General features: G+C 68.8%; 11 protein-coding genes. 3 read left to right on the plus strand and 8 right to left on the minus strand.

All coding sequences use genetic code 11. The features are described 5' to 3' along the window. Positions 1 to 71: 71 nt before the first annotated feature. From gspG to CURTO8I2_RS08380, 6 genes are all read right to left on the minus strand, one after another. Entirely contained in the window at positions 72 to 509 is a 438-nt protein-coding gene (gspG, locus tag CURTO8I2_RS08355; protein ID WP_159680306.1) for a type II secretion system major pseudopilin GspG, read from the minus strand. 56 nt (positions 510 to 565) lie between these two features. After that, positions 566 to 1,783 (minus strand): type II secretion system F family protein, encoded by a 1,218-nt coding sequence (locus CURTO8I2_RS08360; RefSeq protein WP_159680307.1) that lies wholly within the window; start codon positions 1,781 to 1,783, stop codon positions 566 to 568. Then, positions 1,780 to 2,511: a hypothetical protein gene (locus tag CURTO8I2_RS08365; protein WP_159680309.1), complete on the minus strand. Its 732-nt coding sequence runs from the start codon at positions 2,509 to 2,511 to the stop codon at positions 1,780 to 1,782. The genes CURTO8I2_RS08360 and CURTO8I2_RS08365 overlap by 4 nt, the downstream gene beginning before the upstream one ends. A gap of 10 nt (positions 2,512 to 2,521) precedes the next feature. Next, on the minus strand, positions 2,522 to 4,201 hold the full coding sequence (gene gspE / locus CURTO8I2_RS08370) for a type II secretion system ATPase GspE (protein ID WP_236551133.1): 1,680 nt from the start codon (positions 4,199 to 4,201) through the stop codon (positions 2,522 to 2,524). Positions 4,202 to 4,325: 124 nt separating this feature from the next. Next, positions 4,326 to 4,967, minus strand: coding sequence for a DUF2242 domain-containing protein (locus CURTO8I2_RS08375; RefSeq protein ID WP_159680314.1), 642 nt, complete (start codon positions 4,965 to 4,967; stop codon positions 4,326 to 4,328). A gap of 102 nt (positions 4,968 to 5,069) precedes the next feature. Further along, a complete protein-coding gene (locus CURTO8I2_RS08380; protein WP_159680317.1) occupies positions 5,070 to 5,477 on the minus strand; it encodes a hypothetical protein in 408 nt (135 codons plus the stop codon). Positions 5,478 to 5,757: 280 nt separating this feature from the next. On the opposite strand from CURTO8I2_RS08380, the gene CURTO8I2_RS08385 reads away from it, so the two are divergent. Genes CURTO8I2_RS08385 through CURTO8I2_RS08395 form a run of 3 tightly spaced genes read left to right on the plus strand, consistent with a single transcriptional unit; the run spans position 5,758 to position 9,240 of the window. Continuing rightward, entirely contained in the window at positions 5,758 to 6,918 is a 1,161-nt protein-coding gene (locus tag CURTO8I2_RS08385) for an acyltransferase family protein (RefSeq protein WP_159680319.1), read from the plus strand. A gap of 28 nt (positions 6,919 to 6,946) precedes the next feature. Further along, positions 6,947 to 8,107 (plus strand): serine hydrolase, encoded by a 1,161-nt coding sequence (locus CURTO8I2_RS08390; RefSeq protein WP_236551041.1) that lies wholly within the window; start codon positions 6,947 to 6,949, stop codon positions 8,105 to 8,107. Between the two features lie 44 nt (positions 8,108 to 8,151). Then, entirely contained in the window at positions 8,152 to 9,240 is a 1,089-nt protein-coding gene (locus CURTO8I2_RS08395) for a serine hydrolase (RefSeq protein WP_236551042.1), read from the plus strand. Between the two features lie 185 nt (positions 9,241 to 9,425). Here the strand turns inward: CURTO8I2_RS08395 and CURTO8I2_RS08400 are convergent, their stop codons facing one another. Both CURTO8I2_RS08400 and CURTO8I2_RS08405 read right to left on the minus strand, forming a co-directional pair. Continuing rightward, positions 9,426 to 11,321, minus strand: a complete 1,896-nt coding sequence (locus CURTO8I2_RS08400; RefSeq protein WP_201295492.1) for a S8 family peptidase — start codon at positions 11,319 to 11,321, stop codon at positions 9,426 to 9,428. 107 nt (positions 11,322 to 11,428) lie between these two features. Beyond that, positions 11,429 to 21,079, minus strand: coding sequence for an ESPR-type extended signal peptide-containing protein (locus tag CURTO8I2_RS08405; RefSeq protein WP_159680324.1), 9,651 nt, complete (start codon positions 21,077 to 21,079; stop codon positions 11,429 to 11,431). Positions 21,080 to 21,590: the final 511 nt, after the last annotated feature.

The following is a 21,590-nucleotide window of genomic DNA, read 5'->3' on the forward strand; positions in this document are numbered from 1 at the left end:
CGACGTTCCGGAGCGGGAGCAGCCCCGGAATCTAGCATCATCGGCGCCGCTTTCCACGGCGTGCGGACCGCTTACTCGTAGCGGATATCGGCGTTCACGCTGTCGCCGCCCGGCTTGCGATCCGCGCCGTAGCTGACGATGTCGAAGGGCTGGCTGCTGCCCGGCGCAGCGAACTCGTAGGGCGTGTTCCACGGGTCGCGCAGTTCGGCATCCTTCGCATACGGGCCGAGCCAGCCGCTGGCACCGCCGGGCTGCGTCACCAGGTCACCCAGCGCATTCGGCAACGTGCCGGTGTCCATCTCGTACTGGTGGACCTTTTCGGCCAGCGTCTGCACCTGCGCCTTGGCGAGGTTCACGCGTGCGCGGTCGCCACCGCCGAGGATGCGGGTCGCGGCGAACGCGACGATGCCGCCGATCAGCACGACGACGAGGATGATCTCGATCAGGCTGAAGCCGCCCTGCGCGCCGCGCGGACTGCCGAGGGGACGCGATCTGCGGATGGGCTGCATCGACACTGCCTCGCTGTGGAATCGGACCCGCATTGTATGACGCGGCGCAGCTGAACCTAGCCGATGACGCTGGTCAGGTCGTAGATCGGCACCAGCACCGCGAGGATCACCACCATCACCACCAGCGCGAGCAGCATCGTGATCGCCGGCACCAGCGCGGCGAGCATGCGGTCGAGCGACGTGCCGGTCTGCTGGTCGAAGGTGTCGGCGGTCTTGAGCAGCATCGTATCGAGCGCGCCCGACTCCTCGCCGACCTGGATCATCTGGATCGCCAGTCGCGGGAAACGTTTGCTGCGGCCGAGCGCCGTCGACAGGCCGACACCGTTCTTGACCTCGGATTCGGCCGCTTCCACGTCCGCCGACAGCGCCAGGTTGCCCAGCACCTTGCGGCCGATGCCGAGTGCCGCGATCAGCGGCACGCCGTTGCGCAGCAGGGTGCCGAGCGTGCGCGCGATCCGCGCGGTTTCGATGCGCGCCACCAGCGGCCCGAAGATCCGCCGCTGCAGCAGCCAGCCATCGAACCGCAGCCGGAACCGCGCATCGCGCAGCTTCAGCACGAACGCGTAGAGCGCGATCACCGGCACCGCCAGCATCAGGATCCACCAGTCGCGCACAAACTCGCCCAGCCCGAGCACGATCTTCGTGAACACGGGCAGTTCGGCATCGAGGCTGTCGTACATCGCCGCGAACTGCGGCACCACGTAACCGAGCAGGAACATCAGCGACGCGCCGACCATCACGATCAGGATCGCCGGATAGATCAGCGCGTTGACCACGCGTCCGCGCAACAGGCGCGCGCTTTCGAGGTAGTCGGCCAGTCGCTGCAGCGTGTCTTCGAGGCTGCCGCCGGCCTCACCGGCGCGCACCATGTTCACGTACAGCCGCGAGAACGTGCCGTGCTGGCGCTCGAGCGCCGTCGACAGCGACACGCCGCCGCGCACCGCATCCCGCAGTTCGGTGATCGTGCGCTTGGCTTCGGGTTCCTCGGGCAGATCGAGCAGGATCGTCAGCGCCCGGTCGAGCGGCTGGCCCGCGTTGAGCAGCGTCGCCAGTTGCTGGGTGAACTGCACCAGCCGCTGCCCCGAAAACGGCTTGGGCTTGAACAGCGCCTTCCAGTCCTCGACCGCCCGCGCCTCGCTCGCAGGACGCGCCTCGATCGGCAGATGTCCCTGTTCCTGCAGACGCAACGCGACCTCGGCCTCGCTGCCGGCATCCATGGTGCCGTCGAGCGTCTCGCCGCGGCTGTTGAGGGCCTTGTAGCGGTAGAGGGTCATGGGGCTGGACGGTCTGGAGCCTGGATCGCGGAGACGTCCGGATCCGTCGAAAAGAGAATCCGAATCTCGCTCGCGTCACTCGACATCGGGGACATGAACTCGACGAACACTGGCAGCGGCATGGGCGGCTGGCTGGCCTCGGCCGACTTCCACAGATCGTACCGCGCACGCCCATCGTGGGCGGCAAGCGGGATCGTCGCCGCGCACAGGCTGCGCCCACAGCCAAAACCCGAAAGCGCCAACTCGTGGCGAGCGAGCGACGCCCGCAGCCAATCGCCGAAAAGCCGGTGCAGGTCGAGCGCTTCGGGATCTGTCAGGCCCGCATGTTCGAATCGGCGGACTGCATCGGTCCACGCCGCACTGTCGTTGATGATCCGCGCCGTGTCCGCCAGCACTGTTTCTCCTTGCAGAAAGCGTGCTTCAGCGGGTGCGCGAGACTGTGACGCCCGACCCCGCGCATCGGTCGCGCCGGACCCGATACCGCTACCGATGCGGCCCTCGACGGCCGGGCTCGATCCAGTCGGGTCTTGTGCATCGTCCGTCAGCGCGCCGATGTTAGCGTCCAGGTGCGCCGCGCGATCGACATCGTCGCTCTCACCCACCGCAGCACCGCCCGTTGCGTGTGCTTCCGGGTTCCGATCAGCGCCGCACGCCACGACGCACAGGGCGAGCACGCACACTGCTGCGGCCGATCTCATCCAGTGCCTGCCGAGCACGTCCGGCGCCATTGCGGATGGGTCATGCGTCCTCCGTCACCCGCAGCACTTCCTCGATCGTCGTCTCGCCGGCCAGCGCCTTGAGGATGCCGTCCTCGTACATCGTGCGCATGCCTGATTCGCGGGCGAGCTGTTCGAGTTCACCCATGCCGGCGTGGCGCATGACCGCGCGGCGCAGCGTGTCGTTCATGACCAGGAACTCGACGATCGTGGTGCGGCCGAGATAGCCGGTCGGCGCACCGGCCGACGGGCCCGGGCGATACAGCATGATCTCGCCGTCCGGCTGGAACCGGCGCAGTTCGAAGCGTTCGATCTCCTCGGGCGAGGCGGCGTAGCGCACGCGGTGCGTCGGCTCGAGCTTGCGCACCAGGCGCTGGGCGAGGATGCCGTTGACGGTAGAGGTCAGCAGGTAGTCCTCGACGCCCATGTCGAGCATGCGGGTGATGCCGCCGGCGGCGTTGTTGGTGTGCAGCGTGCTGAGCACGAGATGGCCGGTGAGCGCCGACTGGATTGCGATGCGCGCGGTTTCCAGATCGCGCATTTCGCCGATCATGATGATGTCCGGGTCCTGGCGCACGATCGAGCGCAGCGCGTGCGCGAAATCGAGACCGATCTGCGGCTTGGCCTGGATCTGGTTGATGCCTTCGATCTGGTATTCGACCGGATCCTCGACGGTGATGATCTTGACGTCCGGCGTATTGAGCTGCGACAGCGCGGTGTAGAGCGTCGTCGTCTTGCCCGAGCCGGTGGGGCCGGTGACCAGCAGGATCCCGTGCGGCTGGTCGAGCACCTTGTTGAACTGCGGCAGGAATTCGTCGGTGAAGCCGAGCCGGTAGAAATCGAACACCACCGTCTCGCGGTCGAGCAGACGCATCACCACGCTTTCGCCGTGCGCGGTCGGCATCGTCGACACGCGCAGGTCGAGCTCCTTGCCCTGCACGCGCAGCATGATGCGCCCGTCCTGCGGCAGGCGACGTTCGGCGATGTTGAGCCGCGCCATGATCTTGATGCGGCTGATCACCGCGGCCGTCAGGTTCACCGGGGGACTTTCGCCGTCGATCAGGACGCCGTCGACGCGGTAGCGCACCTTCAGCCGGCTCTCGAAGGGTTCGATGTGGATGTCGGACGCGCGCAGTTCGACGGCGCGCTGGATCACCAGATTCACCAGCCGGATCACCGGCGCCTCGGATGCGAGGTCGCGCAGGTGCTCGACGTCGTCGACGTCGCCACCGCCTTCGCCGTCGGCCGATTCGATGATGGTGCCCATGGCGCTGCGGCCCTGGCCGTACCAGCGTTCGATCAGATCGTCGATCTCCGAACGCAGACCGACTGCGGGCGCGATGTCGCAGCCGGTCGCCAGACGCACGGCATCGAGGGCGTAACCGTCGTGCGGATCGGACATCCAGACGTGCAGGCGGCCGCGGCTTTCACCGATCGGCAGGACATGGAACTGGCGCAGGAAACGCACCGAGAGCGGCTGCGCGCCATCGACGAGTTCCGGCGGTTCCTCGGGCACCGATTTGGCTGGCAACAATTGCAGGCCCAGTTCGGCGGCGCAGGCTTCAGCATGGTCGCGCTCTGACACCAGGCCGAGCCGGCCGAGCAGCGTCAGCAGACTGCCGCCCGCTTCGGCGTGCAGCCGCTGCGCGCGGGCCAGATCGACGTCCTTGAGCCGGCCACTGGCGCGCAGGCGCGCCACGATGCGCGCCTCGGGCGTGTCGGGGGTCGCTGTGGAATCCTCGAGCACCGCATTCACTGCACGGCCATCCCATCGATTACGGACCGGCCGACTTTAGCAGTTCGACGGCGTCGGGCGCCGGGATGGATCAGCGCTGGCGGAGGTCGTCCGCCACCGGCGCCGCGCCCTGCTGGAGATCCGCCGGCGGCGGATCCTCGCGGCGCATCTCGTCGGCACTCGGCGTGCGGTCCCGGCTGCTCGGCGCAGGCACATAGAACCCGACGCGCTCGAAGAATCGACGATAGAAACCGGCGTCCTGCACCGTGCTGCTGGCAGTCCGCACCAGCGAATCCTCGCGACTGCCGACCGGCAGCGACAGCGAGCCGATCCCGCCGACACCGACGCTCGCCGAATTGGAACTCTTGCGCATCACGTAACGGTCGAGCAGCGCGCTGACGAACAACAGCGAGCGGTCGGTGCCACGCGAGACACAGGACACGCGCACCGAGAGCTGCGTATGCACATCGTCCTCGGGCTGGAAATTCTTGGTGGCCTCCACCGCGTCGTCGCTGGACTTGCTCACCGCGTAGCCCTGGCCGAGCAGCGCCAGTCGCGCGGCGCTGCAGACCTGCGCCGGCGGCAGTTCGTAGGTCCGCGAATAGGTCTCGTCGGAATCGAAGGACTCCCCCATGAACGGCGCGTCCTCGCGTGCATTGCGACCGCATGCCGCCAGTACGAGGGCGGCAACGGCGATGGCGGACACACGCGACAGGGCTCGGACGGACGGCATCGGGGCGGTCGAAAGACGGGACCGCGGCATGATACCGACCCGCAAGCGTGCCGATCCCGACGCGCCCTGCACGTTCATCGCGCAGACGGACGCGCCGTCAGGTCAGTGCGTCGTGGGTGGGGCCGCGGGCGGCGCGTTGCGCGTCTGCCGTTCCGTCTCGAGCCAGTCGAGATGTTCGACCAGCGTGCGGCCTTCGGCCTGGGCCTCGGCGCTGGCCGCAGCGTCAAGCGCCTTCGACACCGACAGCTTGGTGGCGATGCCACTCGCATGCCGCAAGGCCGCGGTGTGGCGGAGCATCGCCAGCACCATCGCCGCGCTCGGCGTGGCGGTGACGGGCTCGCCGCGCAGGACCAGCGTCCACTCGCCCTCGTGATAGGTGGCACCGGCGAGCACGCGCTCGTCCGGACCCTTGAGTTGCGCATGGACCTGCGGCGCGCCGGCCACGCCGTCAGTACGGCGCGGCGCGTTGCGACGCCTGGCGTCGCGACGGGACTTGGACGAAATGGACATCGGACTGCATTCGCGCGGAAGTCTGGCGCGACAGTATCCCAGATCGGCGGGGACCCGCTGACCGGGTCCTCACGCAGGCGCTGCTGGAATGCAGCACCCGAGCCTGAAGGATCCGCATGGTCCAGGTGCCCGCTTCCGTCCACAGGCTGCGTCCGTTGCGCCGTCGTGCGCCCGTTGCAGCCGGATCTGCGCACCGGGCCACGAGTGGGGACCGCAGCGGACCGGTTGTGATGTCGCAGGCGACAGGCCCGACACGATCGTCGGCTCGCGAGTTGCTGGCATGAGCGCGACGGAGGCGACGGCAGACATGGCGGCGGCGTCCACCAGCCGCGTGTCGACACCATCCACCGGGCGCATCGGCGCGATCGATCTCGCCCGCGGCTTCGCGGTCTGCCTGATGATCCTCAGTCACGGCACCAACGGCCTGATGCCGCTCGACGACTTTCCCGCGTGGGGCCAGGTGCCGGTCCATGCGATCACCAAGTTCTCCTCGTCGCTCTTCGTGATCGTGTTCGGTATCGCGCTCGCAGTCGCGTTCGTGCCCAGGACCACGGCGCCCGACTGGCCACAGCGGCGCAACCGCCTGCTGTGGCGCGGTCTGGTGGTGCTGTTCTGGTACAAGGTGCTGACCGTCGTGGAGATGTATGGCCGCCACGACACCGCCGCGATCGTCGACACGCTGCTGTACCGGGATTTTCCCTCGTTCGTGGAGATTCTCGGCTTCTACGCGATCGCCCTGCTGTGGATTCCCTGGCTGCTGCCGCTGTGGGCGAAGACGCCGGCCATGCTGCGCTGGTTGAGCCCGATCCCGGTTGCGTTCGCATCGTGGTGGCTGCTGCACCATTTCGATTTCTGGGGCGTGCCGCAGCTGCAGGCGCTGATCGTCGAGCATCCCGACTACTACACCTGGGGCCAGCTCGCGCGTGGACCGCTGATCCTGATCGGCCTGCTGATCGGCGGCGTGCTCCTGCAGGCCTACCGTGCGCCGCGCACACGCTGGGCACTGGCGGGTGTGCTGGCGCTGGTCTCGGCGGCGCTGTTCGCCTGGTTTGCGATCTGCGCCGGCGAGCTGCGACCACTGCTGGTCGAGATCGCCCGCAACACCGGCAAGCATCCGCCCCAATTGATGTTCATGCTCTTCAGCACCGCCGGTGCGTTCGCGCTGCTCGCACTCGCCGTCGCCGGCGGCGAGCGCCTGGCGGCCTGGCTGCGTCCGATCGCGGTCATCGGCAGCGACGCCCTGATGGCCTTCATCGTGCACATCAGCGTGATCTTCCTGGTGCTGCGCGAAGGCATGGGCCTGTACCAGTCCGTGACCTACGAACGCGCGCTGGTGTTGACGGGTCTGTTGCTCGCCGCCACCGCAACCTGGATCTGGTTGTGGAGCGCGATGAAGCGCGCCTTGAAGCGCACGCCCGACACGGACGTGCAACGCAAATGAACCGGCGCGTCATCAAGTATCCATGGCCATGCTGAGACCGCTGCGCCAGAGGCTCGTGGCGGCCTCGCTCACGCTGCTCTGGATGGGCGGCGCGGCGCTCGCGCAGTCGACCCCGTCGAGTGCGACGGCGCCCATCCCCGTCGAACCCGCCGCCGGAAAAGCGGGCGGGTCGATGCCCGCGGCCATGCCGCCGTGGGCAATCGATCTGGACCGGCGCGTGCGCGCCATCGATGCGCGGTTCGCGGGCGAACTGGGTGTCCACGTCCAGCGACTCGACGATGATGGCGCCTACGACTTCCGCGGCGACGAGATCTGGTATCTCGCGTCCGGCGTCAAGGTGCCGATCGCGATCGCGGTGCTGCGCGAGATCGAACAGGGCTGGCTGACGCTCGACACGCCGATCACGCTGCTCGACACCGACTTCGTCGATGGCGCCGGCCGCACCAATGCACATCGCGCCGGCGACCGGCTGGCGATCGGCTGGCTCCTCGAACAGATGATCATCCACAGCGACAACACCGCGAGTGACGTACTGATCCGGACCGTCGGCCTCGGGCAGGTCAACGCGGTGGCCTCTGAACTGATCGCGCGCGACGTGCGCATCACCACCCTGGCGGATGTACGACGTCTCGCCTACGGCATGCTCCACCCCGGCGCCGCGCGACTCACCTCGCAGGACATGCTGGCCCTGCAACGCGCCGGTGCCGGCCAGGCGCGCGTGCGCACGCTCGCACAACGGCTCGGCGTGACGCCTGCGGATTTCCTGCTGCCCGACCTCGACAGCGCCTTCGAGTCCTACTACGCGACCCACGTCAACAGCGCCACGCTGCGCGACTACGGACACATGCTGGCAGCGCTGCAGGAAGGCCGTGCACTCGACCTCCACCGCACGCGCTATCTGCTCGACGTGATGGCGCGCGTGCAGACCGGCAGGCAGCGTCTGCGCGCGGGGCTGCCGCCGGATGCGCGCTTCGCGCACAAGACCGGCACCCAGTACCGGCGTATCTGTGATTCAGGCATCGCCAGCGTGCCGGCGCGCGACGGCGGGACGCAGCCGCACGTAGTCATTGCCGCATGCGCCCGCGGCGCCGGCACCGTTGCCAGCGAGCGCGCGTTGCGCGAACTCGGCGCAGCGGTTACGGCGTCCGGACTACTGGATTCCCTCAAGCCGCAGGCACCTGCCCGATGACGCCTCGATCGTACACCCGCTGCCTGCGGCGATGCGTCCCCGTCGTGCTGGCTGCTGCCCTGCTGGGGGCGTGTCGCGGCGAAGAGCCGCCACCGACCGACGATCCGGCGGAGCAGTCCGCTATCGATGCCGCGTCCCTGACGGATGCGCCGTGGGTGTCGGCGCTGCAGACACGTGTCGAAGCACTCGACGACGCGATGCCAGGCCGTTTCGGTGTGTACGTGCGGCATTACGGCCCGCGGCCCGGCACGCTCGACCGCGGCGGCGATCGCGCGTGGTATCTGTCGTCGACGATCAAGATCCCGGTCGCGATCGCGGTGCTCGAGCAGGTCGACGCCGGCACGCTGTCGCTCGACGAGACGCTGACGCTCGCGCAGACCGATTTCGTCGACGGCTCCGGCGACATGCTCGAGCACATGCCCGGCGAGACCTTCACCATCGCCACGCTGCTGGAGAAGTCCCTGCGCGACAGCGACAGTACGGCGACCGACATGCTGATCCGCAAGGTCGGCGAAGACCACCTCAACGCACATATCCGCGAGTGGATCGGCGGCGGCTTCGGCCCGGTCACGACGATCCTGCAGGTGCGTTACGACGCCTACGATCCGGTGCATCCGGGGGTGGCACAGCTCGACAACATGGCGATCGTGCGATTGCGCAATGCCGACGCCGGCGAGCCGCGTCTGCAGGCATTGGCGGAAGAACTCGTTGTGCCGCGCGCGGATCTCGATGCCGACACGCTCGAATCGGTGTTCGACGCTTACTACCGCGGCGACCGCAATACCGCGACCCTGGCTGCATTCGCCACCGTGCTCGACCGTCTGGCGGCCGGCGAACTGCTGTCATCTGACAGCACACGCCGCATGCTCGACCACATGCGCGCCATCAGCACCGGGGACCGCCGCATCAGCGCCGGCTTGCCACCGGGTACGGATTTCGCCCAGAAGACCGGCACCCAGCTGCGACGCGCCTGCAATGTCGGCGTGATCGATCCCGAACGCGCCCGCAATGGCGCCACGCTGGTGCTCGCATGCGCGGAGGATTTCGACGACATCGCACAGGCCGAAACCGCGTTCCAGGGCCTGGGGCGTGCGCTGGCCGACACGGTGCTGGGAAGCGCGCAGCGAAACTGATCGGTGCTGCTTGCGGTCTCGAACGCGGCTGCATCCCGACCGGTCTGCGCATGGACCTGCACGCATCCCGCGACTGCGACGCTTTGTTTTTCATGCAGGCAAGAAAAAGCCGGCGGATGCGTGCATCCGCCGGCGACGTGTCTTCAATGCAACCCGCGCCGCGCGAACGCGGCGCGGTCGCCGGGTCAGACCGGCGGCTGGCTGAAACGCGCCTGCAGCGTGACGTTCGAATACGCGCGAACGCCCTTCAGCTTGATGTAGTACGTACCCGCAGCCGGGGCATTGATGCGGATGGTTTCGGAGTTGCCCGGACGCGTCGAGTTCCAGGTTCCGGTCTCACCCGGCGCCTCGTCGAGGCTGACATGCAGCGACACATCGCCGCTGCCACCACTCGTGGTGACGCTCAGCGGGCCACTGACGCCAGCCGGCACGTCGATGCTGTAGAGCGTCTCGCCACCCGCAGTGCCCGACAGCGCACGCACGGGCGTCGCATTGGCGAGCGGCGTGGCCGGCGGGGCGCACTCTTCGACCTCCGGATCGCAAGGCTCCTCGAGGGCCAGCGACAGCGCCGCGACCGGATCGACGATGCCGGTGCCGATCGGGGTGTTGCTGGGAATGGTGGTCGGGAACGGTCGTGCCGTCGACTTCAGCAGGGCTTCCAGCGCCGCCGGCGTCAGCGGGTCACGATCCGCAGCCGACAACGCGCTCTGCACCAGCGCTGCCACCGCCGCGACGTGCGGCGAGGCCATCGATGTGCCGGTGTAACCGACGTAGGAGAACGTACCCGAATCGGGCGTGGTCTCGGCATTGGAGCCTGCCTGGAGGATGTAGCCGTCCCATCCGTCGTTGCCCGTATCCTGGCCACCACCACCGCCGGGTGCCGCCAGGTCGACCAGCGGACCGAAGTTCGAGTACGACGCGCGGCCGCCGGTGATGCGCGACGCGCCGACGGCGACCACGTTGTTGCAGCTTGCAGGGCGGAAATTGGCGACGTTGGAGTTGCTGTTGCCTGCAGCCACGACCACGAGGCTGCCGTTGGCGGTCGCGATGTCGATGGCGTCCTGGTACGTGGCATCACATGCGGAACCGCCACCGAGGCTGAGGTTGATGACTTCGGCCGGGTTTTCGTTCGCGGGAAGTCCCGGAACCGAACCGCCGGAGGCCCAGACGATGGCATCGGCGATGTCGGAGCCGTAACCGCCACAGCGACCCAGGGCGCGCAGCGGCAGAACCTTGGCGTTGTAAGCAAGACCGGCTGCGCCCAGCGCGTTGTTGGTGGACTGGGCCACCGTACCGGCCACGTGCGTGCCGTGCCACGAGCTGCCGCTGACCGGGGAGCCGGCATAGCACTCACCCGCTTCCGGATTCCAGTCACCATAATCGAGTGCACCCGGCACACGTTCGTCCGTGGGACGACGCGACACGAACGCATCGGTGATGAAGTCGTAGCCGTCGAGCAACTGACCGGCATTCATGTCCGGATGCGTCGGCAGGATGCCGGTGTCGATCACCGCCACCACGATGCCCTCACCACTGGAGACATCCCACGCCGCGGATGCATTGACGCCGCCCACGGGGTTGGTGAAGTTCCACTGGTACTGCGCGTAGAACGGGTCGTTGGGCGTGAACTGCGGCTGCGCATCCGTCGTGCGGCGCGGTCCGACAAGCGCGTAGTCACGCGTGTCGACCTGCGCATACTCAACGGACGGATCGGCCGAGATCTCGCGGACCAGCGCGTTCAGCGCGCTGCTGTCCATCTTCTGCGAGAGACGCAGCAGATCCGCACCGACGCCAAGCTGACGCAGGTGCGTGGCCGAAACACCGCCACTGCGGGCCGCCTTGGCGCTGGCACCCGAACGGGCTGCTGCGGACTGGATGACGCGCGTCTTGGCGCTGTTGCTGCTGCGCTCCAGCGTGCCTTCCCGATACTTGACGATCAGGCGCGCGCCCGCCTGCTGCGCAGACGCCGACGGCTGGACGATCTTCGAGTCGCCAATCACCGGACCGGCTGCGAACGCGCTCGGCATGCTCATTGCGGCTGCGACAGCGGCGCACAGCAGCGTCTTGTTCTTCATCGACATCAACACTCTCCTCAACGTTTTTGGATTTGTTCCACTTTCGACATGACGCTGCGGGCCGCCGCCCCGCCTGCCCGCGAGCGGACGTGACGGCGACCCGTACGCATTGCTTACCAGCCGAAGCCGGCACCCACACCCACTGATTTCTCGTCACCACTGAAGGCGCCGCCGACGGTCACCGTCGCACGTTCACTGATCGCGCGCTGGTAACCCACAGACAGCGCGCTCTCGCCACCCTGGAAACCGATGCCGACGCCGACTCGGTTCTCGGTCCGGATGCCGGCGGCGCTGGTGGCCATGTTGAGCATGGCCGCGCCCATCGCACCCTGACGGTCGATCCGGCGATCGGTGTCGTAGAAGCGACGGTCGACGTCCCCCTGGAAGGTTTCGAAGTTGTCGTTCCATGCGGCGAACTTCTGGTCCGTGTAGGCGTTGGAGGTTGCGACAGCCTGGGTCCGCGCAGCGTCCACCTGGCCCACATTCGCCGCATCCGTTGCCTGCGTACCCGCCGCCACATTGGTGATCTGGCGCTGGTTGCCCGCGCTGCCCACCGACACGGTGTTCGCGCGGTCGGCCGTCGAGCCCTGACCCAGCGCCACTGCACCCTGCGCGGTCACGCTGGCGCCCTGACCGATCGCAGTGCCCGACGCCGCCGTCACCGACGCGCCCTCGCCCACCGCTACCGCATTTGTCGCGTTCGCCGAGATGCTGGTGTTCGCACCGACCGCCGTGCTGCCGTCCGCATCGACGCGTGCATTGCCGCCGATCGCCGTGTCGTTGGGACCGGCGGCGTAGGCGTCTCCGCCGACCGCGACGCCGTTCTGGCCGTTGGCGGTGGCGTTGGAGCCGATCGCCACACCGTTGGTGTCGGTGCCGACGCTGGCATGGTCGTCACCAGAGCCGTCACCGCCCACCGCCACGCGGTCGTTGGTGCCGGCCCCGCCTTCGATCACGCCTTCGACGCTGCCGACGCGGTTCTTGAGGTTGGTGATTTCCGTATTGAGCGCACCGAAGGTCGCTTCGATGCCGGCGTAGCTGCTGCCCTGGATCGAGTAGTTGGGCATCGTCACCGTGCCGAACGCGGTATCGACCATCGAACCGCCGCCGAGCGCGTTCGCCGTGCTCGCGAGACCGTCGTAGAGCTGCCCACCGTTGATCGCGTCCGTGCTAGCAGCGGAGACGCTGCCGGCAGCGAGATTGGAAATCCGTGTCCCGTTCTCGCCGGCCAACTCAACGGTCGACTTGTCGGCATCGGAGTACGCAACGGCATTGGCCGCCGCGCCTTCCACATCCCCGATCCGCACATCAAGATCGTCCACGCGTCCTTCAACAACGTCGACGCGCGCATTCGTGTCATTCAACTGCGACATGTTGACCGCGTCCGTGTCCTCCGTGCCTGCCGCCACATTGGTCAGCTGTCGCGCGTTACCGGCAGCGCCGATGGAGACGGTATTGGCACGATCTGCGATCGAACCTTGGCCCAGCGCGACACTATTGTCCGCAGTTGCGACCGCGGTCTGGCCGACCGCCGTGCTGTTGAGCCCCGATGCAGCCGCCTGACGACCCAAGGCCGTGCTGTTTTCGCCCGTCGCCGCTGCGGAGTTACCCAGTGCAGTGGAGAGCGCACCCGACGCGGTCGAGTCCCAACCGATCGCGGTCGCGCCGCGGCCGCTGGACTCGGCGAGCGCGCCGATCGCCGTCGAATGGAAGCCCGAGGCATCAGCGGCCTGGCCGAACGCTGCCGCCTCTTCGTCGCTGGCCGATGCAGCCTGGCCGACCGCTGTGGAGCGGGCTGCGGAAGCAATGGCTGCGCGACCCAGTGCCGTGCTGTTCTCGCCCGTCGCCGCCGCGGAGTTGCCCAGCGCAGTGGAGAGCGCACCCGACGCGGTCGAGTCCCAACCGATCGCGGTCGCGCCGCGGCCGCTGGACTCGGCGAGCGCACCGATCGCCGTCGAATGGAAGCCCGAGGCATCAGCGGCCTGGCCGAACGCTGCCGCCTCTTCGTCGCTGGCCGATGCAGCCTGGCCGACCGCTGTGGAGCGGGCTGCCGAAGCGATGGCCGCGCGACCCAGTGCCGTGCTGTTCTCGCCCGTCGCCGCTGCGGAGTTGCCCAGGGCGGTGGAGAGCGCACCCGACGCGGTCGAGTCCCAACCGATCGCGGTCGCGCCACGGCCGCTGGACTCGGCGAGCGCGCCGATCGCCGTCGAATGGAAGCCGGACGCATCGGCCGCCTGGCCGAACGCTGCCGCTTCTTCGTCGCTTGCAGACGCACCCTGGCCAACCGCGGTCGAGCGGACGCCGCTGGCACTGGCGTTGGCACCGACAGCGACCGAGTTTTCAGCGGACGCCACCGCCAGTTCACCCGCCGCCACCGAACTGGCCGCGCCGGCCGTCGCACCGACGCCGACGTCACCATCGGCAGGCGTCGCTGCGAAGTAGCGATTGCCTTCCGTATCGACCGATGCGACCGCACCCTGGAGTTGCGCGAGGTTCACCGCGTCATTCGCCTGCGTACCTGCAGCCACATTGACGATTTGTCGCTGGCTGGTCGCGGTGCCCACCGAAACGGTGTCTGCACGCGTGGATTGGGAGTTGGCACCGAGCGCCACGCTGTTCGAGGCGGACGCGAACGCACCCAGCCCCAGGGCCGTCGCGCTCGCGCCGGTCGCGAAGGAATCCTGACCGAGCGCCGTGGTGCCCGCGCCAGTCGCCCACGCGAACTCGCCGACGGCGGTGGCGTTGGCACCGGTCGCCCAGGCGAATTCGCCGAGCGCGGTCGCATTCTCCGCAGTCGCACGCGAACCGCTGCCGACCGCCGTCGTAAATCCACCCGTTGCACTTGCCCCCGCACCGACTGCCACGCTGCTGTCGCCGGTGGCCGCACTTTCGGTGCCGACCGCGGTCGAGAAATCACCCAGCGCATTGGCCACCGCACCGAACGCCGAAGACTGGGCGCCCGTTGCAGCCGCGCCGACGCCGACCGCCGTCGACGCGAACCCGGTCGCGTCGGCGCTCGCACCCATTGCAGTGCCGCCGACGCCCGCACTCGTTGCACCGGTTTCGATGGGATTGCCGTCACCGTCAACGAGCAGCGGGTTCCCGCTTTCGTCGACAGCCTGGCCGCCCACCGCCACGCTCGCAGCGCCGTTTGCCTGCGCAAGTGCGCCGACCGCCACGCTGTTCTGGCCCTGCGCCGAGGCATTGAAGCCGATCGCCGTCGCGTAGTCGGCCTGCGCACGTGCACCGCTGCCGATTGCCGATGCGCCGGTGCCGAACGCGTCGCTCGCTGCGCCCAGCGCGGTGGCGTAGTCACCGTCGGCGAACGCGTTCGAGCCCGCGGCCGTTGCATCCTCGCCGTTGACGTAGGCCTCTCCCTCGCCGGTCGCGCGGAAGTACTTGCTGTCGGCGGTGGCCTCTTCCAGCTGGCCCACGTTCACCGCGTCGGTCGATTCCGTGCCGGCCGCGACGTTCGTGATCTGACGCTCGTTGCCGGCCGAGCCCACCGACACGCTGTTCGCACGGTCGGCCTCGGAAAGCGCGCCGAGCGCGACACTGTTGGTTGCAGAGGCATACGCGCCGAAGCCGAGCGCCGTCGAGTCTTCGGCTTCGGCCCACGACAACGTGCCGACCGAGGTGGTGAAGTCTGCCGTGGCTTCCGCGCCCGCGCCCAGGGCGGTTGCGGCAAGTCCCGACGCGCGGGTCGCAAATCCAGCCGCGATACCGCCGACTGCAGTCGTCGCTTCTTCGGAGGCGATGCTGCCCTGACCGACCGCCGTGCTGCCCAGGCCCGAGGCGGTGCTGTCCGAGCCCACCGCGACGCTGTCATCCCCCGATGCCGCGCTCGCGTTGCCGAATGCCGAGCTGTTGAAGCCCGAGGCGGCCGCACTGCCACCCACGGCAGTGGAGAAGCTGCCCGATGCCTCGGCGAGGAAACCGAACGCAGCCGACTCGGTGCCGCTGGCGATGCTCTCCGCGCCCACTGCGGTTGCGGTCTCGCCGGATGCTTCGGCGAAGAAGCCTACCGCGGTCGACTCGACACCCGAGGCCTCGGCCAGGGAACCGGACGCCAAGCTACCGTCGCCGCTGGCGACAGCGGCAGCGCCGGTGGCGGTCGAGAGTTCGCCGCTCGCCAGGCTTTCGGCACCCAGTGCGACGGCGTACTCGCCGGTCGCCTCGGCCGTTGCACCGATGGCAATCGCGTTGGCGGCCGATGCAGTCGCATTGAAGCCGATCGCGGTGGCCAGGTCGGCACCCGCGAAGGCGCCACTGCCGAACGCCGATGCGCCGTCACCGAACGCATTGCTGGCATCGCCGGCCGCGGTGGCGTTGAGGCCTTCTGCGTATGCGCCGACGTCGTCCGCCGGATCGGCGTTGTTGCCCGTCGCCGCGAAGTACTTGTTGTACTGGGTCGCGGTTTCCAGCTGGTCCAGATTCACCGCGTCCGTCCCCTCGGTCGCCGCGGCAACGTTGGTGATCTGGCGCTCGCTGCCGGCCGAACCGACCGACACGCTGTTCTCGCGATCGGCCACCGCGTTCGCACCCAGCGCCACGCTGTTCACCGCGCTGGCATCCGCCAGGAATCCAATCGCAGTTGCGTCGTCGGCCGAGGCCGACGTGCCGCTGCCGATTGCAGATGCGCCATCCGCGGTGGCGTAGGCCAGTGTGCCGACCGACGTCGACTGGATGCCGGTCGCTTCGGCAAGCGTGCCGACGGCGGTCGCGCCGATGTCGGTCGCCAGCGCGCCGTTGCCGAGCGCCGTCGATGCAACGCCGCTGGCTTCCGTCGTCTGCAGGATGAGACCTGGGAAGCCAATCAGCAGATCGCCGTAGTCGGCAATGCCGCCAACCGCGAGACCGTAGTCACCGCTGGCCACGCTGCCGTAGCCCACGGCGGTTGCGAAACCGCCCGTCGCTTCGGAGAACGCGCCCAGCGCGCTCGAGCCGTCCGTCATTGCGGTGCTGCTGTAGCCCACCGCCGTCGACTGCTGACCGTCGGCGGTCGAAGCTGCGCCGGTTGCGGTACTGAACGCGCCATTGGCCTGCGCGCCGGCGCCGAATGCCGACGCGCCGTCCCCGAGCGCGGTCGTCGTCTGGTCGAGCAGCACTTCACCGGTGTCCGGATCTTCGTAATACAGCCAGCCGCCGACTGCGGTACTGGAATTGCCCTCGGCTACTGCGTTGTAGCCGGACGCCGTGGCGTAGTCGCCCCAGGCACCCGCACCGCTGCCGAAGGCCGACGAGCCGACGCCGATGGCGTTCGTTCCCGAACCTGTGGCGGTCGAATAGTCTCCACCGGCAGTCGCGTTCGAACCCGACGCAGTCGCGTCCAGGCCGTCGGCGTACGCCTCACCCTCGCCGGTCGCGCGGAAGTATTTGCTGTCGGCCGTCGCCTCTTCCAACTGGCCCATGTTCACCGCGTCTGTCGTTTCCGTACCGGCCGCGACATTGGTGATCTGGCGCTCGTTGCCGGCCGAGCCCACCGACACGCTGTTCGCACGGTCGGCCTCGGAGAGCGCGCCGAGCGCGACGCTGTTGGTTGCAGAGGCATAGGCGCCGAAACCAAGCGCCGTCGAGTCTTCGGCTTCGGCCCAGGACAACGTGCCCACGGAAGTGGTGAAGTCGGCCGTCGCTTCCGCGCCAGCGCCCAGTGCGGTTGCGGCAAGTCCCGACGCGCGTGTTGCGAATCCAGCCGCGATTCCGCCGACTGCGGTGGTCGCTTCTTCCGAAGCGACGCTGCCCTGACCGACCGCCGTGCTGCCCAGGCCCGAGGCGGTGCTGTCGGAGCCGACCGCCACACTGTCGTCGCCGGTGGCCGCGCTCGCGCTGCCGAAGGCGGCGCTGTTGAAGCCACTGGCCACTGCGCTGCTACCGACCGCGGTCGCGAAATCGCCGGAGGCTTCGGCCAGCAGACCGAATGCTGCCGTCTGGTCGCCACTGGCGACGCTCTCCGCACCCACGGCGGTGGCTGCGCTGCCGGTTGCAGCGGCCGTGTAGCCCACCGCGACCGCTTCTATGTTGCTCGCCTCTGCCGACTCGCCCAGGGCCACGCTGCTGGCGCCGCTGGCCGTTGCGTTGAAGCCGATCGCCGTGGCGCCCGTTTCGAACGCGAACGCGCCGCTACCGAAAGCGGACGCTCCATCACTGCCCGCAAAGGCACTCTCGCCCGCCGCCGTGGCGTATTCGCCATCCGCAGCGGCAGCGTTGTCGTTGTCCACGCCGCCCGTCGCGGCGAAGTACTTGTTGTACTGGGTGGCGTCTTCCAGCTGGTCCAGATTCACCGCATCGGTGCCCTGCGTACCGGCAGCAACGTTGGTGATCTGACGCTCGCTGCCTTCGCTGCCGACCGACACCGTATTCGCACGCGTGGCTTCCGAGCCCTGGCCGAGCGCAACGCTGCCCTCCGCGGAGGCGATGGCGTCCGAACCCAGTGCCAGCGAGTCATCACCGGACGCTTCGGAGAAGTTGCCGACCGTCGTGCTGTTGAAACCACTCGCCGACGCGGCGCCACCGACGGCGGTCGAGTAGTCGCCGGAGGCTGCAGTCGGGAAGAGGCTGAAGATCCCCGCGCCGCCGCCGACGGCGACGCTGTTGAGGCCCGAAGCCACCGAGTACGAACCGATCGCGGTCGAGTCCACGCCGCTCGCCGCCGATGCATAGCCCATCGCCGTCGACGCATCGCCCGCGGCCGTCGCAACCGCACCGAAGGCGGACGACACCTCGCCCGACGCCGTTGCACCGACGCCGAAGGCAGAGCCTGCGAAACCCGAGGCATCCGCGCTCGCACCCACTGCCGTACCGGCCACGCCGGCGCTGGTGGCGGCCGTCTCCACCGGCACGCCGCCCAGGGTCAGCAGCGGTTCGCCGTCCGCGTCCACGGCGTTGCCGCCGATCGCCACGCTCGCTGCGCCATCCGCCTGCGCAAGTGCGCCGACCGCCACGCTGTTCTGGCCGAACGCGCTCGCGTTGTAGCCGAGCGCCGTCGCGTACTCGGCCTGCGCGACTGCGCCGCTGCCGATCGCCGACGCACCGGTGCCGAACGCATCGCTCGATGCACCCAATGCGGTCGCGTAGTCGCCATCGGCGAAGGCATTCGAGCCGGCGGCCGTGGCGTCTTCGCCATTGACGAATGCTTCGCCCTCGCCGGTCGCGCGGAAGTACTTGCTGTCGGCCGTCGCCTCTTCCAGCTGACCCACGTTCACCGCATCGGTCGTCTCCGTACCGGCCGCGACGTTGGTGATCTGGCGCTCGTTGTCGACGTCGCCCACTGACACCGTGTTCGCGCGCGAAGCCGTCGAGTTGGCGCCGAGCGCAACGCTGTTCGCCCCCAGTGCCGTCGAGAAGTAGCCCACTGCAAGGCTGTCCACGCCGCTGGCCCAGGACTCGCCGCCGATCGCGGTCGCGTTCTCACCTGCCGCGTATGCGAAGTAGCCGACCGTGGTGCTGCCCGCGCCCGCCGCTTCACTGAGCGTGCCGACCGCGGTGCTGTTGTCGCCCGACGCGATGGTGCCCGCGCCGAATGCCGCGGCGTTGTCGCCGGTGGCGGCCGTCGAGACGAAGAAGCCGAACCCGGGGATCAGATCCGCCGGGCCGCCGACCGCCACGCTGCTGGCGCCACTGGCAACCGCCTGGGAGCCCACCGCCGTCGCGAAATCGGCCGACGCGGTCGATACCGCACCCAGCGCCAGCGACTGGTCACCGATTGCGCTGGCACCCACGCCGACCGCAGCGGATGCGAAGCCCGTCGCGTCCGCGCTTGCACCGACGGCCGTCGCGGCGACGCCCGCGCTGGTGGCCGAGGTCTCCACCGGCGCGCCGCCCAGCGTCAGCAGTGGATCGCCGTTTTCGTCCACCGCGTTGCCGCCGATCGCGACACTGGCGGCACCATCAGCCTGCGCCCCGGCGCCGAGTGCGGCGCTGTTCTGGCCGAACGCGGTCGCGTTGAAGCCGACCGCCGTGGAATTGCTCGCCTGCGCAGTCGAGCCGCTGCCGAATGCCGAAGCACCTTCCGCGTTCGCGCTGCTCGTTGCACCGATCGCCGTGCTGAAGTCGCCTTCCGCATAGGCATCGGAGCCCGCTGCGGTCGAATCGGCGCCGAGCGCATAGGCCTCACCCGCACCATCGGCGCGGAAATAACGACTGTTGGCCGTCGCCTCTTCCAACTGGCCGACGTTCACCGCATCCGTCGCTTCCGTACCGGCCTCGACGTTGGTGATCTGGCGCTCGTTGCCGGCCGAACCGACCGACACGCTGTTCTCGCGGTCGGCAAGCGAAAACGCACCGATTGCGACGCTGCCCGCTGCCGCGGCTTCCGAGAACAGGCCCAGCGCCACACTCTCGTCACCCGATGCGAAGGCGACCGTACCGATCGCGGTACTGAAATCCCCGGCAGCGCCACTGTCGGCGCCCACGGCCAGGCTCAGCAGACCGGTCGCGCGGCTCGCATTACCGACCGCGGTGCTGTTGAAGCCGCTGGCGTCGGCATTCGCGCCGACTGCAGTCGTGAAATCACCGCCCGCCGAGGCACCCAGACCGAATGCCGCGCCCTGCGAACCCGCCGCGCTGCTCTCCGCGCCCACCGCAGTGGCCCCGTCCCCCGACGCATCGGTCGCGTAGCCGATCGCAACAGCTTCGACGCCCGAGGCATCCGCGCCCGCGCCCGATGCCACGCTGCCGTCGCCGGACGAACTCGCGCCCGCACCCGACGCCACCGATTCGGCACCTGTGGCGCTGGCATCGGCGACACCCGTCGCCTGGAAATGACGCACCGACTGCGCGGCGTCGTCCGCCACGGCCTCCAGCTGCGCCACGTTGACGGCGTCGTTCGCCTGCGTGCCCGCGGCCACATTCGTGATCTGGCGCTGCGCGTCGGCCGTGCCGACCGACACCGTATTCGCGCGATCAGCCACCGAGCCATGACCCAGCGCCACGCTGCCGGCGGCGCTGGCGACCGCACCACGACCCAGCGCGGTGGAGCGCACCGCTTCCGCGCTGGCCGAGGTCCCGAGGGCCACCGAACCATCGCCGGAGGCCGTACTGGTGGTACCCACTGCGGTCGACGCGACGCCCAGCGCCTGGCTGCCGCGACCCAGGGCCACGGCGGCATTGCCGCCTGCGATGGCCGCCGTGCCGATCGCGGTCGAGTTCAGGCCCGCCGCGTTCGACAGCGCACCGAACGCGGCCGCATTCGTGTCGAGGGCGTTCGCGCTGCGACCGACGGCCGTGCTGTTCGACGCGGTGGCGTTGCTGCCGGTGCCGAGCGCGGTGGTGTTGGTGTTCGACGCGGTGCTGTTGACACCCATCGCCGCCGCGGCGGTGCCGCTGGCGACGGCATTGCGCCCCACGGCGGTCGATGCGTTGCCGGTGGACTGGGCGTTGTTGCCCAGCGCGGTGGCGTTGTCCCCGGTCGCATTGGCGCGGGCGCCCACGGCCGTCGCCCGCAGGCCACTGGCGATCGCTGCGCGACCGACCGCGGTCGACGCGGCGCCGGTCGCCTCGGCGCCGATACCGCAGGCGGTGCTGTCCGCACCCGCCGCAGTGCCGATCGGGTTGCCGTCCGCGTCCACGCATACCGCTTGTGCCAATGCCATGGGCGAGGCCAGGCCGAACAGCATCAGACTCAGGGCCACCGCGAGCGCGGAGCGGCTGTGCGCGGCTGCGCCGCCACCGTCACATGCGCCAGCGCTGTCGCTGGAGGCCAGCTCGGATGCGACCACGACCTGGCCCAGCGACTTGTTCCATACCTTGCGATAGATGCGATTCATTTCGACAGCCCCTAGAAGTGCTTGGTTTGATTGGAATTTCGGCGAAAAAAAAGCCGCAGGGTCGTCGAGCGACCACTGCGGCTTCGGTATGTCTCAGGCGATGGCGGTTCCGCGTCCCGGAACCGGCGTTGCAGCGCGATAACGCGCCAGATGAAGGCGGGATGTATGCAACTTGAATCTTCCCCAAACGCCAAACTGTGACCCGATACTCCTCCCGAGTGAGCGCTGGCGTCAAGCGGCGGTGCGCAAAAATTGTCACTCCGTGGCCGAGGGTGCAATGCGCCATGCCTGCAGGCGAACGCCTGCCGCCCGCGATCTAGAAATCCAGTTAAATCACTGATTCGGTTTGGCTTTTATGGGCGCACGGAGCGACTCAACGGCGGCGGTTTCGTCCCTGCCGGCGCCGATCACGTCGGATGACACCGTGCACAGCGCACAAAATGGATCGGGCCGGCACGATGTCTCCATCGCCCGCCCCGACCTGTATGCGCAACATCTGACGCAGTGCGTC

The sequence above is a fragment of the Luteimonas sp. 9C genome, from assembly GCF_902506295.1.
Classification (GTDB): domain Bacteria; phylum Pseudomonadota; class Gammaproteobacteria; order Xanthomonadales; family Xanthomonadaceae; genus Luteimonas.

Bases quoted from the DNA above. Each gene is read 5' to 3' on its own strand.
- gspG (WP_159680306.1), bottom strand. From the start codon at position 509: ATGCAGCCCATCCGCAGATCGCGTCCCCTCGGCAGTCCGCGCGGCGCG.
- CURTO8I2_RS08360 (WP_159680307.1), bottom strand. From the start codon at position 1,783: ATGACCCTCTACCGCTACAAGGCCCTCAACAGCCGCGGCGAGACGCTC.
- CURTO8I2_RS08365 (WP_159680309.1), bottom strand. From the start codon at position 2,511: ATGGCGCCGGACGTGCTCGGCAGGCACTGGATGAGATCGGCCGCAGCA.
- CURTO8I2_RS08375 (WP_159680314.1), bottom strand. From the start codon at position 4,967: ATGCCGTCCGTCCGAGCCCTGTCGCGTGTGTCCGCCATCGCCGTTGCC.
- CURTO8I2_RS08380 (WP_159680317.1), bottom strand. From the start codon at position 5,477: ATGTCCATTTCGTCCAAGTCCCGTCGCGACGCCAGGCGTCGCAACGCG.
- CURTO8I2_RS08385 (WP_159680319.1), top strand. From the start codon at position 5,758: ATGAGCGCGACGGAGGCGACGGCAGACATGGCGGCGGCGTCCACCAGC.
- CURTO8I2_RS08390 (WP_236551041.1), top strand. From the start codon at position 6,947: ATGCTGAGACCGCTGCGCCAGAGGCTCGTGGCGGCCTCGCTCACGCTG.
- CURTO8I2_RS08400 (WP_201295492.1), bottom strand. From the start codon at position 11,321: ATGTCGATGAAGAACAAGACGCTGCTGTGCGCCGCTGTCGCAGCCGCA.
- CURTO8I2_RS08405 (WP_159680324.1), bottom strand. From the start codon at position 21,079: ATGAATCGCATCTATCGCAAGGTATGGAACAAGTCGCTGGGCCAGGTC.